14 protein-coding genes and 1 pseudogene are annotated in these 13,587 nt (G+C 68.9%); 7 read left to right on the forward strand and 8 right to left on the reverse strand.

Going from position 1 to position 13,587, the window contains the following annotated elements; all coding sequences use genetic code 11:
• Nucleotides 1-36: 36 nt before the first annotated feature.
• The 3 genes from ACZ6DT_RS26575 to ACZ6DT_RS26585 all read right to left on the reverse strand — a co-directional run bounded on the left by ACZ6DT_RS26575 (nucleotide 37) and on the right by ACZ6DT_RS26585 (nucleotide 3,113).
• The gene (locus tag ACZ6DT_RS26575; RefSeq protein ID WP_465599993.1) at nucleotides 37-843 is read right to left on the reverse strand and encodes a sugar phosphate isomerase/epimerase family protein; all 807 of its coding nucleotides are present in this window, start codon (nucleotides 841-843) and stop codon (nucleotides 37-39) included.
• A complete protein-coding gene (locus tag ACZ6DT_RS26580) occupies nucleotides 843-1,994 on the reverse strand; it encodes a dihydrodipicolinate synthase family protein (RefSeq protein ID WP_465599995.1) in 1,152 nt (383 codons plus the stop codon). The genes ACZ6DT_RS26575 and ACZ6DT_RS26580 overlap by 1 nt, the downstream gene beginning before the upstream one ends.
• A 78-nt stretch (nucleotides 1,995-2,072) precedes the next feature.
• Nucleotides 2,073-3,113, reverse strand: coding sequence for a LacI family DNA-binding transcriptional regulator (locus ACZ6DT_RS26585; protein ID WP_465599997.1), 1,041 nt, complete (start codon nucleotides 3,111-3,113; stop codon nucleotides 2,073-2,075).
• A 38-nt stretch (nucleotides 3,114-3,151) separates the two neighbouring features.
• On the opposite strand from ACZ6DT_RS26585, the pseudogene pip reads away from it, so the two are divergent.
• The 4 genes and pseudogenes from pip to lpdA form a co-directional block, all read left to right on the forward strand.
• Nucleotides 3,152-4,090 (forward strand): annotated as a pseudogene (pip, locus tag ACZ6DT_RS26590) (prolyl aminopeptidase); the annotation flags it as partial.
• A gap of 66 nt (nucleotides 4,091-4,156) precedes the next feature.
• Entirely contained in the window at nucleotides 4,157-4,564 is a 408-nt protein-coding gene (locus ACZ6DT_RS26595; RefSeq protein ID WP_465600061.1) for a nitroreductase family deazaflavin-dependent oxidoreductase, read from the forward strand.
• Between the two features lie 63 nt (nucleotides 4,565-4,627).
• On the forward strand, nucleotides 4,628-5,398 hold the full coding sequence (locus ACZ6DT_RS26600; protein WP_465599999.1) for a lysophospholipid acyltransferase family protein: 771 nt from the start codon (nucleotides 4,628-4,630) through the stop codon (nucleotides 5,396-5,398).
• A 47-nt stretch (nucleotides 5,399-5,445) separates the two neighbouring features.
• Entirely contained in the window at nucleotides 5,446-6,831 is a 1,386-nt protein-coding gene (gene lpdA / locus ACZ6DT_RS26605; RefSeq protein WP_465600001.1) for a dihydrolipoyl dehydrogenase, read from the forward strand.
• Between the two features lie 303 nt (nucleotides 6,832-7,134).
• Here the strand turns inward: lpdA and ACZ6DT_RS26610 are convergent, their stop codons facing one another.
• Nucleotides 7,135-7,506 (reverse strand): PH domain-containing protein, encoded by a 372-nt coding sequence (locus ACZ6DT_RS26610; protein WP_026467493.1) that lies wholly within the window; start codon nucleotides 7,504-7,506, stop codon nucleotides 7,135-7,137.
• 84 nt (nucleotides 7,507-7,590) lie between these two features.
• On the opposite strand from ACZ6DT_RS26610, the gene ACZ6DT_RS26615 reads away from it, so the two are divergent.
• Nucleotides 7,591-8,361 carry an FHA domain-containing protein gene (locus tag ACZ6DT_RS26615; protein WP_465600003.1) on the forward strand — a complete coding sequence of 257 codons (771 nt, stop codon included), beginning with the start codon at nucleotides 7,591-7,593 and terminating at the stop codon, nucleotides 8,359-8,361.
• A 16-nt stretch (nucleotides 8,362-8,377) separates the two neighbouring features.
• Here the strand turns inward: ACZ6DT_RS26615 and ACZ6DT_RS26620 are convergent, their stop codons facing one another.
• The 3 genes from ACZ6DT_RS26620 to ACZ6DT_RS26630 all read right to left on the reverse strand — a co-directional run bounded on the left by ACZ6DT_RS26620 (nucleotide 8,378) and on the right by ACZ6DT_RS26630 (nucleotide 10,968).
• Nucleotides 8,378-8,674, reverse strand: a complete 297-nt coding sequence (locus ACZ6DT_RS26620) for a hypothetical protein (RefSeq protein WP_465600005.1) — start codon at nucleotides 8,672-8,674, stop codon at nucleotides 8,378-8,380.
• Between the two features lie 75 nt (nucleotides 8,675-8,749).
• Entirely contained in the window at nucleotides 8,750-9,829 is a 1,080-nt protein-coding gene (locus ACZ6DT_RS26625; protein ID WP_465600007.1) for a winged helix DNA-binding domain-containing protein, read from the reverse strand.
• A 2-nt stretch (nucleotides 9,830-9,831) separates the two neighbouring features.
• Complete coding sequence (locus tag ACZ6DT_RS26630) at nucleotides 9,832-10,968, reverse strand: epoxide hydrolase family protein (protein ID WP_465600009.1); 1,137 nt, start codon at nucleotides 10,966-10,968, stop codon at nucleotides 9,832-9,834.
• A 62-nt stretch (nucleotides 10,969-11,030) separates the two neighbouring features.
• Between ACZ6DT_RS26630 and ACZ6DT_RS26635 the strand changes: the two genes are divergently transcribed.
• Nucleotides 11,031-11,984 (forward strand): helix-turn-helix transcriptional regulator, encoded by a 954-nt coding sequence (locus tag ACZ6DT_RS26635; RefSeq protein ID WP_465600011.1) that lies wholly within the window; start codon nucleotides 11,031-11,033, stop codon nucleotides 11,982-11,984.
• On the opposite strand, the gene ACZ6DT_RS26640 is transcribed toward ACZ6DT_RS26635, so the two are convergent.
• Nucleotides 11,962-12,423, reverse strand: coding sequence for a GNAT family N-acetyltransferase (locus tag ACZ6DT_RS26640; RefSeq protein WP_465600013.1), 462 nt, complete (start codon nucleotides 12,421-12,423; stop codon nucleotides 11,962-11,964). The genes ACZ6DT_RS26635 and ACZ6DT_RS26640 overlap by 23 nt on opposite strands.
• 100 nt (nucleotides 12,424-12,523) lie before the next feature.
• On the opposite strand from ACZ6DT_RS26640, the gene ACZ6DT_RS26645 reads away from it, so the two are divergent.
• Nucleotides 12,524-13,435 carry an NADP-dependent oxidoreductase gene (locus tag ACZ6DT_RS26645; protein ID WP_465600015.1) on the forward strand — a complete coding sequence of 304 codons (912 nt, stop codon included), beginning with the start codon at nucleotides 12,524-12,526 and terminating at the stop codon, nucleotides 13,433-13,435.
• Nucleotides 13,436-13,587 lie beyond the last annotated feature (152 nt).

The following is a 13,587-nucleotide window of genomic DNA, read 5'->3' on the forward strand; positions in this document are numbered from 1 at the left end:
CAGCGGACCTTGGGCAGCGAGTGCCCCTTACTTTAGTCAGGAAACGTGGTCCCGATAGGCCGCGATGGTCTCCGCGAGCACTTCGCCACCGGGGCGGCGCCAGAGATCGGCGTCGAACACCTCGACCTCGATCGGCCCGGTGTACCCGGCGGCCTCGACGCAAGCCTTCAGATGCCGGTGGTCGATCGGGCCGTCACCGGGCAGCGCCCGGCCGAGCAGGGTGTCGGTCAGCGGCACCTTCTGGTCGCACACATGGAATCCGGCGATCCGCCCGGCCGCCGCGGCGATCGACTCCTCGATCCGCGGATCCCACCACACGTGGAACTCGTCGACGATCACGCCGACCTGTTCGGCCGGATGTTCCAGCGCGACCGCCAGCGCCTGCTCCACAGTGGACAGCACCGAACGTTCGGCGCACTGCATGGGGTGCAGTGGTTCCAGACCGAGGCGGACCCCGCGCTCCCCGGCGTACGGCGCCAGTTCGCCGACCGCGTCCGCGACCCGCTGCCGCGACGACGCCAGGTCTCCGTTCACGCCGCCGACGACCAGGACGAGGACGTCCGCGCCCAGCGCTGCCGCTTCGTCGATCGCCTCCCTGGTCTGCGCGACACCGTCCACAGGGGACCCTTCCGGGGTGATCCCGGTGAAGAAACCGCCACGGCACAACGACGACACGCCGACGTCGTACTCCTTGAGCAGCCGCGCGGTCTCCCCGACACCGGTCTCGGCGACCTTGTCCCGCCACAGGCCGATCCAGCGGACACCCGCCTCGGCGCAGCCCGCGACGGCTTCCGGCAGCGACCACGCCTTGGTGGTGATCTGGTTCAGGCTCAACCGGTCCATCAGGCCACCCCCGCCGCGGCCAGCAGCGGACGCATCCGCGCGACGGCGAGATCCGGGTCGGCGAGTGCCCCGGCGGCGTCGGCCAGGCGCAGCAATTCGGCCAGATGTGTGATGGACCGCGCCGACTCACGGCCCGCGACCATGCGGAAGTGCTCCTGGTGCCCGTTGAGATAGGCGAGGAACACGACGCCCGTCTTGTAGTTCCTGGTGGGCGCGCGGAAGATGGCGCGGCTCAAGGCCACCGTCGGGTCCAGCAGGCCGTGGAAGCCGGCTTTGTCGCCTTCGTCGAGCCGGGCGAGCGCGGCGCCGGCGACCTGCGCGACGGCGTCGAAAATGCCCAGAAGTGCTTCACTGTGGCCCTGCTCGTCCCCGGCGATCAGTTCCGGGTAGTTGAAGTCGTCACCGGTGTAACACTTGACGCCTTCGGGCAGTGCCCGGCGGAACTCGGTCTCGATCGACGCGTCGAGCACCGAAACCTTGACCCCGGCGATCACGTCGGCGTGCTCGGCGCAGAGCCTGCCCAGTTCCTTGGCGGCCTCGCGGACGTCACCGTGGCCCCAGTAACCCGCCAGTGCCGGGTCGAACTGCTCGCCCAGCCAGTGCAGCAGGACCGGACGGTCCGCGCCGGAGAGCAGCTTCCCGTACGCGGCATGGTAATCCCCGGGACCGGACGCCGACGCGGCCAGCGCGCGGCTGGCCATCACGACCGGGATCGCCCCGGCCGCACCGACCAGGTCCAGCTGCTCGCGCCAGGCGTCCACAATGGACTCGGCGGGGGCTTCACCGCCGGGAAGCTGATCGGTGCCGACGCCCGCCACCCACGGCCGTCCGGCGGCGAGCGCCCCGGTGCGCCGGATGAGGTCCTTGGTGGTGTCCCAGTCCAGGCCCATCCCGCGCTGCGCGGTGTCCATCGCTTCGGCCACGCCGAGACCGCAGGACCACAGGTGCTCACGGAAGGCGAGCGTCGTGTCCCAGTCCAGTACGGCGCCTTCTTCGGGGTCGGCGGGGGCGAGCGGGTCGGCGACGACGTGTGCTGCCGCGTAAGCGATCCGGGAGGTCGGCGGCGAGGCCGGTTTCGCGGGCGTTTCCGCCCCTCGCGGCGTCCACTCCACCAGACCGCCGTCGGCGGTGGGCAGGGCGATCAAGGTCATCGGGTCTCCGTGGCACGAGGATGAGAAAGCGCTTTCTCAACCCACGTTAAGTCACCTCGTGGGCCGTACACAAGGGTTTCAGCGGGCGGGAGCGGCGGTACTGCGGCGCAGGACGACCGCACCGGACATCCGCACCGTCCGCGGCCGGGTGCCGGGCGCGGCCTTGAGTGCCAGGTCCATGGCCCGTTCGCCCAGCTTCTCCAGCGGCAGCGCGACCGTGCTCAGCGCCGGCGTGAGATCGCGCACTACCGGGATGTCGTCGAAACCGGCGATCGACATCTCACCGGGGATGGAGACGCCGGCGTCGCGCAGCGCCGACATCGCGCCGATGGCCATCACGTCGGTCACCGCGAACACGCAGGTCGGCCACCGCTTCCGCGGCCGGGCGAGGATCTTCTCCATCGCCTCGTAGCCGCCGTCGCGGGTGAACGCCGCCTCGGAGATGTCGTCCTCGGCCAGTTCGACGCCCTGCTCCAGCAGTTGCGCGGCGAAACCGTCGAGGCGGTCGACGACGGTGGTCAGGCTCCTCGGCCCGGCGAGCACGGCGAACCGGCGGTGCCCCAGGTCCAGCAGGGCCTTCGCCAGTTCGGCGCCGCCGCCCCGGTTGTCGGGCTGGACGGTGTCCACTTTGAGCCCGCGGTGCCTGCTGACCGCGGCGACGTGCCCGCCGCCGCGCCGGTACGGCTCGAGTTCGGCGGCCATCGCCTTTTCCCACGCCTTGTCTTCGAACGCGGAACCGATCAGCAGGATGGCCGACGCGCGCTGGGCACGCAGTGTCGAAACGTAGGCGACCTCCCTGGCCGGATCACGGAACGTGCTCGCGAGCATCACCAGAAGATCGTTTTCACTCGCCACGCGCATGACCCCACCGGCGATCGCGGCGAAATACGGGTCGCCGACGTCGTGGCAGATCACTCCTACGCATGCCTGTGAGCCACCGGCCAATGCCTGAGCGTGCGCGTTGGGGGTATAGGACAGCTCGGCGGCCGCGGCGATCACGCGTTCGCGGAGATCTCCCCGGACGGTGGCGGTGCCGTTGAGTACGCGGGACGCGGTCGCGAGCGACACGTCCGCGGTGCGGGCCACATCTTCCAGCGTCACGTGGGGGCGGGCCTTCATCGATCCTCCAAGCTGGCGTTTCGGGCATAGTGGCGGACATGCTCGGCCTTTACCCGGAAATCGAACCTTACGTCCAAGGGATGTTGCCCGTCGGTGACGGCAACGAGATCTATTGGGAGGAATGCGGCGACCCCCAGGGCAAGCCGGTGATTTTCCTGCACGGCGGCCCGGGAAGCGGTTCGAGCCCGGGACATCGCAGGCTGTTCGACCCCGCGCGGTACCGGATCGTTCTTTTCGACCAGCGCGGCTGCGGGCGCAGCACGCCGAACTGCGCCACGCCGGAAGCCGATCTCATCGTCAACACGACCTGGCATCTGGTCGCCGACATCGAGCGGTTGCGCGAGCATCTCGACATCGAACACTGGATGGTGTTCGGCGGCTCGTGGGGGAGTGTGCTCGGGCTGACCTACGCGGAAACCCACCCCGGGCGGGTCACGGAACTCGTCCTGCGCGGTGTGGCCACCTTGCGGGCGAAGGAATTGCAATGGCTCTACGGCGGGGGAGCGGCGTACCTCTTTCCCGAGGCGTGGTCGCGTTTCCTGGCGCCGGTGCCGTTTTCACGCCGCCAGGACAACCTCATCGAGGTGTATCACGAACTGCTGAGCCATCCGGATCCCACCGTGCACGGTCCCGCCGCGATCGCGTGGAGCCGCTGGGAGGGGGAAACGGTCAAACTGCGCCCGCGGGACGAAGTGATCGACGCGTTCACCGATCCGTCGTTCGCCCTCGCGATCGCGAGGATCGAGAACCACTACTTCCGGCACGGCGGCTGGCTGGCCGAGGACCAGCTGCTGCGCGACGCCGGGAAGCTCCGGGGCATCCCGTGCGTTCTGGTACAAGGACGCTACGACGTGGTCACCCCGGCCATCACCGCGTGGGAGCTCAGCCAGGTGCTGGCGACCGCGGAACTGAAGATGGTCGCCGACTCGGGTCACGCGTTCGACGAGCCCGGCACCCTGCACGAGTTGATCAGCGCCACCGACCGATTCGCGTCAAACTGGCAGGGCGCCGGTACACGCCAGGACGAGGAGAGGAACGCACACATGCTTTTCGGTGACGAGCACGTCCGTCGCTACGAAGAGACCGACGGCGAGGTGGGCCACGACTGGGAGAAGGGCGCGCCTTGCCTCGTCCTCACCACCAAGGGCCGCAAGACCGGCGAGGACCGCAAGTTCGCGCTGATCTACCAGTTCGACGATGACGACAACCCGGTGATCGTGGCTTCCAAGGGCGGCGCGCCGGAGGACCCGGGCTGGTACAAGAACCTGCAGGCCAACCCCGAGGTCAAGGCCCAGGTCAAGGCGGACAAGTTCACCGCGCGAGCCCGGACCCTGGAGGGCGAGGAGCGCGCGAAGCTGTGGGAGAAGCTCGCCGCCGTCTGGCCGGACTACAACGAGTACGCGAAGAAGACCGATCGTGAGATCCCCGTGGTGGTCCTCGAGCGCGTGTGATCCGCGCCGCGTTCGCGCGTGGTTTCAGCCGAACCGGGCCTGGTTCGGCTACGAATTACGTCCATGGTGCTGAGACCCCGTGAACGCTGGACCGCGCTGAGCCCCGTTTCGGGTGACTTGCTGACGTTTCGCCAGATGATCGCCTTCGGCCGGCGCTTCGCCCGCGCCGGCCGGGGCGCCTGGTACAGCCTCGCGATCAACGTGGTCTGGCCGTTCCTGGTGCTGTCCACCCGGTTCCGGGTGCGCGGCGGCGAGCACCTGCCCGCCTCGGGCGGCTTCCTGGTCGCGTCGAACCACCTGTCCTTCGCCGACCCGACGACCGTGACGGCGTACTGCCTCGCGCACGGCCGCGTGCCGCGTTACCTGGCGAAGGCGAGCCTGTGGGACGCGCCCGTCATCGGCGCGGTCATGCGTTCCGGCAAGCACATCCCCGTCTACCGCGGGGCGGCCACCGCGTCGGGCGCGTACCGCGACGCCGTCAAAGCCGTCCGCGAGGGTGAATGCGTCGCCATCTTCCCGGAAGCCACCTTCACGGATCACCCGGACGGGTGGCCCATGCGCGGCAAGACCGGAATCGCCCGGATCGCGCTGGAGACCGGCGTCCCGGTGATCCCGCTGGCGAACTGGGGCACGCACCACCTGCTGCCGTCCGACGCCGTGCTCCCGCGTGCCTTCCCGCGTAAGACGGTGAACCTGATCGCCGGGCCGCCGATGGACCTCTCCGACCTCGTGACGCACACGCCGTCGCGTGAGGTGCTGGAGGAGGCGACCGAGCGGATCATGACCGCGGTGACCGACCTGCTGATCGAGATCCGCGGCTCCCGCCCTGAGTAGGCGGACTCACCCTTCGGACCGTCCCGGTCAGGGGTAGATTTCGGGGTATGAGTGCACACTATGACGTCGTTGTCCTGGGGGCCGGGGTCGGCGGTTACGTGGCGGCGATCCGGGCGTCGCAACTGGGGCTGAGCGCGGCGGTCGTGGAGGAGAAGTACTGGGGCGGGGTCTGCCTCAACGTCGGCTGTATCCCCTCGAAGGCGCTGCTGCGCAACGCCGAACTCGCGCACATCGTGACCAAAGAGGCGAAATCCTTCGGGATCCAGGTCGAAGGCAAGGTCAGCTTCGACTACCAGGCCGCCTTCGACCGCAGCCGCAAGGTCGCGGACGGTCGCGTCAAGGGCGTGCACTTCCTGATGAAGAAGAACAAGATCACCGAATACGACGGGCACGGCACCTTCGTCGACGCCAACACCATCGAGGTCAACGGCGAACGGGTCACCTTCGACCACTGCGTGATCGCCACCGGCGCCACCGCGCGCCTGCTGCCGGGGACCACGCGCAGCGACCGCGTGGTCACCTACGAACAGCAGATCATGGAAAACGAACTGCCGGAGAGCATCATCATCGCCGGCGCGGGCGCGATCGGCGTCGAATTCGCCTACGTGCTGCACAACTACGGCGTGAAGGTGACCATCGTCGAATACCTCGACCGGATGGTCCCGCTCGAGGACGCCGAGGTCTCCGCGGAGCTAGCGCGCCGTTACCGGAAGCTCGGCATCGAGGTGCTGACCTCCACCAAGGTCGAGACGATCGACGACACCGGCGAGCAGGTGCTCGTGACCGTGTCGAAGAACGGTGAACAGCGTGTCCTGGAAGCGGACAAGGTGTTGCAGGCCATCGGTTTCCAGCCGCGGGTCGAGGGCTACGGCCTGGACAAGACCGGCGTGGAACTGACCGAGCGCGGCGCCATCGCCGTCGACCCGCGCGGCCGCACCAACGTCCCGCACATCTTCGCGATCGGCGACGTCACCGCCAAACTGATGCTCGCGCACGCCTCCGAGTCCATGGGCGTCGTCGCCGCCGAAACCATCGCCGGCGCCGAGACCATGGAACTCGACTTCGTGATGATCCCGCGCGCGACCTACTGCCAGCCGCAGATCGCCAGCTTCGGCTGGACCGAAGAACAGGCCCGCGAAAAGGGCTTCGACGTCCAGGTGGCGAAGTTCCCCTTCACCGCCAACGGAAAGGCACACGGCCTCGGCGAGCCCGTCGGCTTCGTGAAGATCCTCAGCGACGCCACCCACGGCGAGCTGCTGGGCGCGCACTTGATCGGCCCCGAAGTGACCGAACTGCTGCCGGAGCTCACTTTGGCGCAGCAGTGGGACCTGACGGTGCACGAGATTGCGCGGAATGTGCACGCTCACCCGACTCTCGGGGAAGCGGTCAAGGAGGCCGTGCACGGGCTCGCCGGCCACATGATCAACATGTAGAACCTCGTGAGCGGTGAGGACGGTTTTAGCCGTTCTCACCACTTCTGGTCGCACCGATTCGTGCGGCCGTCTCCTCGGCCGTTCGTGCTTCGAACCCACCTTGCTGTGTTCGCGGAGGTCGGCGGCGACAAGCGGCGGCTATTCCGGGTCGGCCAAGACCGGCGACTAAAGATGCCGAGCGTGGAGGATTTGGGACGTTCAACGTCCTAAATCCTCCACGCTTAATGCCACATCAACCGACAACCACACCGGTGGATCCAGGGTCAACGCCCCGATTCCCGCATCGTCAACCCGACCCAGTCGCTAAAGCGTGTGCGTGGCGATCAGCTGCCCGATAGCCCGGATGTCCGACCCCCGGAATTCCAGCCGCACGTTCCCCAGCCCGCTGAACCAAAGGTCCAGCTCGGCGTCGAGATCGAAAGTGCCCGCGGTTTCGATCGAGAAGGCCTGGATCCTGTTGTAAGGCAGCGAAGTGAAGTCCTTCTTCTTACCTGTCATGCCCTGGACGTTCACCGCGATCAGCCGCTTGTTCGTGAACACCACGAAGTCGCGCACCGCCTTGAACGACGAGATGATCTCCTCACCGGGGATGATGATCGGCTGCACCGTCGGCGCGATGTCCTTCGGCTTGCACGGCGTGAGCTTGAAGACGGTGTCCTTGGAGAAGTCAATCATGTACTCCAACATACGGAAGAACGCGACACCGGGACCCGTCCCCGGCGGGGTCCCGCATACTGCCGGGGTACTGGAGGAGGCACGATGAAGCGGCTCACGACGACGCACGAGAGTTTGGCGCTCGGCGTGCCCCCGTCTGCTCCCGGCGCGGTGTTCGCTCTCACGCTCGCGGGCGGGGTGTCGGTCGATCCCGGTGAGGGCGGCGAGATCTCTTTCGGGCGGAATCGGCCGCAGGTCGACGTCTGTGTGGGCGAGAACGACGTGCAGGTCAGCCGCAGGCACGGGCTGTTGAACTTCACCGGTGGGCGGTGGTGGGTCAGCAACACCGGCCAGTTGCCCATCCGGATGCCGAATTCCCGCTGGCTCTCCCGGGGCGAGGAGCCGATCCCCCTGTCGGATGGGTACACGCCGCTGTTCGTCCGCGGTTCGGGCAGGCGGGAGCATCTGCTCGAGTTGTACGTCGCCGGTCCCGACGGCGGGCAGCCCGCCACCCGGCACGACGACGTCACCGTGCCGCCCCGCCGCTGGCGCCTCAGTGCGGAAGAACGTCTGGTCCTGGTCGTTTTCGGGCAGCGTTATCTCCTGCACGACCTCAATCCGCAGCCGTTGTCTCGTCAGCAGACGGCCGAGGTCCTCGCGGAACTCCGTCCCGGCGAGACGTGGACCAGCCGCCGGGTCGAGCACGTCGTCATCGACGTCCGGGCGCGGTTGTCCGCCGGCGGCGTTTACGGTTTGCGGCGCGAGGAGGTCGGTGAGCCGGTCGGCAACGCGTTGAACGACAACCTGTTGCGAGAACTCGTGTTGTCCACGACGCTCGTCCCGCCGGACCTCGCCCTGCTGGACGCGCTCGACTAGCGTCCATAGAGGACGGTCAGTTCACGCCTTCCATCGCCGCCTTCGCGACGTCGCTGCCCTTGTCCGCCTCGCCCGCGACCTTCACCAGCGCCGCGGTCGCTTGATCGCGGCTTTCCTCGGCCTTCACGCGTCCCGCCGAGGCCGCGTTCACGCCGAAGAAGGCCCCCACCACGGTGCCGATCACCGTTCCCGCCGCGGTGATCACCGCCGTGACGTCCGACGTGTTCGGGTACCGCATGACCGCCGCCACCGCGATGACCGCGAGCGCGCTCAGCCCCGCGAGCACCGTCATGAATCCGTAGTTCTTGCCCATGGCCCGCTCCCTTCAGGCTCTACGCGCCATGCTTCGCCCGAACGCCGTCCTTCGTTACGGCAAAAGGCCGGACCGTTATCCGCCGAGGTCGAAACGTATGTCGTGGTCCTGATCCGGAACTACGAATTCCAGCAGCCGCGCGCCCTCTTCGGCGGTAGAATCCTGATCCTGCAAAGGTTCTCGCGATTCGATCGTCAGTGTCGCCCCTTTGATCGCCCAGATGGCCAGGAATTCGCCGTCGACGAGCAGGGTGCCCCGGCGGCCGCCGTTGCCCGGTGGCAGTGGCACGCGGCGGCCGTCCGGGATCACCCGCGCGCGATCGGCGTGGGAGAGCAGGACGTTGTCGTATTCGGGCAGGAACCGAGGCGGCGCCGGGGTTTCCGGGTCGGGACGCGGTGAGTCGGGGAGGTCGAACAGTTCCTTCCCGTCGGTGCCGGTGAAAGTGCGCAGCCGTGGCCGGAGCCGCTCGAAGACTTCCTTGAGCTTGGTGAGCCCCGACCAGACCTGCGCGTCGCGGACGGTCGCCGGACCGAACGCCTTGAGGTACCGCAGCACCAGGTCGTCGAGGGTGATGCCGTCCGTGATCGGTGCGCCGACCCACTCTTCGAGCAGGGCGAACGCGGCCGGGCCGGTCTGGCCCCACAGGCCACGCGGGGTCACGTGCGCGAGGGGGAGAAGGCTCTGGATCGCGTAGGCGAGGGTGGGCGGGTCGGCGTCCGGCCACTGGTCCGCCAGCGCCGTCCGGATCTCGGCGCGGGTGCGGGGCCGCTCGGCCAGCAGGGCCCGCCCCGCTTCGGCGATCGCGGCGAGATCGAGTCCGGCGACCTCCCGCGAATGGTGGCCGAGGAAACCCCGCTCGACCACCGATTTGATCGTGGGCCACAGGGTGAGGCCGTCCGCGGCCGTCACCAGGTGCACCGTGCCGCGCATCAACGTCGACCGGACGACCTCGCGGGCGGCCAGCGGTTTCGCCAGCTCGTCCACTTCGAAATCCCGAAGCCGCGACCACAACCCGACGTAGGACGAGTCGGGTGCCTGCGCCTGAAGGCCGGCCAGCCGCTCGATCGCGGTGACCGCGGGCAGATCGGCGCGGTCGAGCAACAGCTGCCTGGCCAGGGTCGCACGGTTGAGGGCACGGGGGCTCAGAAGTTCCATCGTCAGACGCACTTTCGCAGGAAGGAACGGAGGTCTTCGGCGAACAGACCGGGGACCTCCATCGCGGGGAAGTGGCCGCCGGTGTCGTACTCGGACCAGTGTGCCACCGGACCGTCCTGAAGACTCCGGATCGTGGTGTCCCCGGCGAAAACGGCGATCCCGCGCGGCGGACCGGCGGGCGCCTCGCCGCCGTCGTCCCAGCCGCCTTGGGACATCCGCCGGTAGACCTCCATGCCCTCGTGCAGGGCGTGCGCGGAGGAGGCGCCCGCCCCGGTGAACCAGCACAGGCTGACCAAGGTCAGCAGGTGATCGCGATCGACGGCGTCGTCCGGCAATTTCTTGGCCGGATCGGTCCACTCGGCGAACTTCTCCACGATCCACGCGAGCTGGCCGGTGGGGGAGTCGTTCAGTGAGTAGGCGAGTGTCTGCGGCCGGGTCGCCTGGAGGTGCAGGTAGCCGAGACCGTCGGACTGGAACCGGTTGAAGCGCTCGCCGCGTTCGCGGTCCTTCTCGCTGAGGCCGTCCAGTTCGACGGCGGGCCCGAACGGCATACCCGCGCTGGTCCCGGTGAGGTGCACGCCGACGACCCGGTGCGGGGCGATCATCGACAGGATGCCCGCCACCCCGGCGCCGGCGTCGGTGCCGTGGACGCCGAAGCGTTCGTAGCCGAGACGGTCCATCAGCGTGGACCACGCCTGCGCGACGCGGAAGAGATCGCCCCAGCCGGGTCCGCTCACCGGGTTCGAGAATCCGTAACCGGGCAGCGACGGGATGACCAGGTGGAACTCTTCGCCGAGCTCGCCGACGACCTGCCGGAATTCGAACGGCGAACTCGGCCAGCCATGCGTCAGGAGCACCGGCAGGGCGTCCGGCGCGGCCGAGCGGATGTGCAGGAAGTGGATGGTCTGGCCGTCGATTTCGGTGGTGAACTGCGGGAACTCGTTCAGTTCCGCCTCCTGGGCGCGCCAGTCGAAGCCGTCGGCCCAGTACTCGGCCAGGTCCTTGAGGTACGCGACCGGGACACCTCTGCTCCAGTCGCCGGTGACCTCACGCGGCCAGCGGGTGCGGTTCAAGCGGTCCTTGAGGTCGTCCAGTTCGGCCTGGTCGACGGCGATGCGGAAGGGCTTGATTTCGGTCATGGGGCTAGGTTAGGAACAATTGAGGAAAGGTTCGTTCCGCGATTGCGGACAAGGTGGAATCCATGGCGGAAACTTCGGCGAGACTGTTGCGGCTCCTGTCGTTGCTGCAGGCCAGACGGCATTGGACGGGTCCGGAACTGGCGGAGCGGCTCGACGTCACGACCAGGACCATCCGGAACGATGTCGAGCGGCTACGCGGCCTGGGCTACCCGGTCGACGCCACTCCCGGCGTCTCCGGCGGGTACAGCCTGGGTGCCGGCGCGGCCATGCCGCCGCTGCTGCTCGATGACGAGGAGGCCGTCGCGGTGGCGATGGGCCTGCGCACGGCCGCGGGCGGCACGATCGCGGGAATCGAGGAGACGTCGGTCCGCGCGCTGGCGAAACTGGAGCAGGTGCTGCCGTCGCGGCTGCGGCGCCGTGTCGAGGCGCTGAATTCCGCGACGCTCGCGGTGCAGGGCGGCGGCCCCACGGTCGACGCCGAGGTGCTCTCGGTCATCGCCAACGCCTGCCGTGACCGCGAGACCCTGCGGTTCGATTACGTGGGGCACCACGGATCCGAGACGCGGCGGCAGGTCGAGCCGCACCGCCTCGTGCACATGAGCCGTCGGTGGTACCTCGTCGGCTGGGATGCCGACAGGCGGGACTGGCGCACCTTCCGCGCCGATCGAGTGCGGCCGCGTACGCCCAACGGACGACGTTTCGAGGAACGCGAACCACCCGAAGGCGGTGTGGTCGCGTACCTCCAACGTGGCGTGGGCGCGGCGTTGTGGCGGCACCACGCGACGATCCGGCTGCACGCTCCGGCCGCCGAAGCCGCCGCGAAGGTGCCGCCCGCCGTCGTCGTCGAGGCCGTCGACGAGCGGACTTGCCTGCTCAAGGCGGGCGCCGACACGCTGGAGTATCTGGCGCTTTACCTTGGCCTGCTCGACACCGACTTCGACATCGTCGACTCTCCGGAATTCGCCGGGCACCTGCGCAAACTGATCGGCCGGTTCAGCCGCGCGGTGGACTCTTGACGTCGAAAACCAGCTCCGGGCGCTCCCAGGTGATCTTCGGCGGACTGGGCGGCACGACCCCGACACGACGGGCACCCATCCGCTCGTAGAACCCGGCGGCGGGTGGATGGGCGACGACGCGGATCTCGGTCATGCCGAGGTCCGCGGCCTGCCCGAGCATATGCTCGACCAGCCAAGCGCCGATGCCCGTGCCCTGGGCGGACTCGGCGACGAACAGCAGGTCCAGCTCGGCCGGGTACTCGATGAGGCTGTAGAAGCCGACCACGTCCCGCTGCGCGTGGGCCACGAACGCCGGATGGGTGGCGAGGTAGTCCTCGGTGACCCGGTAACCCTCGAGGATCGACGCGTACTCCCCTTGGCAGGCGGCCGATTCGTGCATCAGCGCTGTCACCTTGCCTGCGTCGGAAGCGCTTGCCCTGGAGATGCGGTAGCTCGTCACGAGCGCAGCTTAGAGCGTCACACCGACAGTTCTTGACCTCCAGCTATCTGGAGGTACGAAGCTGAGCGCAGACAGCTGGGGAACGAACTGGAGGAATGAGATGAAAGCGGCCGCGTTCACGGAAGCCGGTGGTCCGGAAGTGCTCCGGGTGCTGGAGCTGGAGGAGCCGCACGCCGGGGCGGGGGAGGTCCGGGTGCGGGTGAAGGCGGCGGGGGTGCAGCCGTACGACGCGGCCGTGCGGGCGGGCTGGGAACCCGCCGGGCTCGAGCTGCGCTGGCCGCGTGTGCCGGGGAACGAGTTCGCCGGGGTCGTGGACGAGGTCGGTTCGGGGGTGACCGGCCTCGTCGCGGGAGCCGAGGTGCTCGGCTTCACCGCCGTGCAGGCGTACGCCGAGTACATCGTGGTGCCCGCGGAGAACGTCACGCCGAAACCGGCGGAGATGCCGTGGGAGGTCGCGGGCGGTTTCACGGCGGGGACGCAGACCGCGTATCTGGCGCTGGACGCCCTGCGGGTCGCCCGTGGCGAGACGCTGCTGGTCCACGGGGCGGCGGGAGCGGTGGGCACGGCCGCCGTCCAGCTCGCCGTGGTGCGCGGGACGAGGGTGATCGGGACGGCGAGCGAGGCGAACCAGAACTACGTCCGTTCGCTCGGTGCCGAACCGGTGGTTTACGGCGACGGCCTCGCCGACCGGGTGCGTGCCCTCGCGCCGTCCGGTATCGACGCGGCGCTCGACGGCGCGGGCGGGGTCGCCTTCGACCTGTCGCTGGAGCTGGTCGGGGATCCGGACCGTGTGCTCACCCTGGTCGAGCACGCCCGCGCGCCCGAAGCGGGGGCGCGAGTGGTCACCGGGACACGGTCGGCCGAGCGGCTGGGGATGCTGGCGTCGTTGTACGCCAAGGGGGAACTGCGGTTCCTGGTGCGTCGCACGTATCCGTTCGGCGAGGCCGCGGCGGCGCATCGGGAGATCGAGACCGGGCACGGGCGGGGCAAGATCGTGCTGACGTTCCCGTGAATCTCGCGAGTGTTCGATAGGTGAGGCAAGGCGCCGCGTCCTGGACTGGCCGTTCGGTCCAGGTGGTCGTGGGGGGGGGGGGGGGGGGGGGGGGGGGGGGGGGGGGGGGGGGGGGGGGGGGGGGGGGGAGGGGGGGGGCGGGGGGGGGCGCG

Source organism: Amycolatopsis sp. NPDC041971, assembly GCF_055588925.1.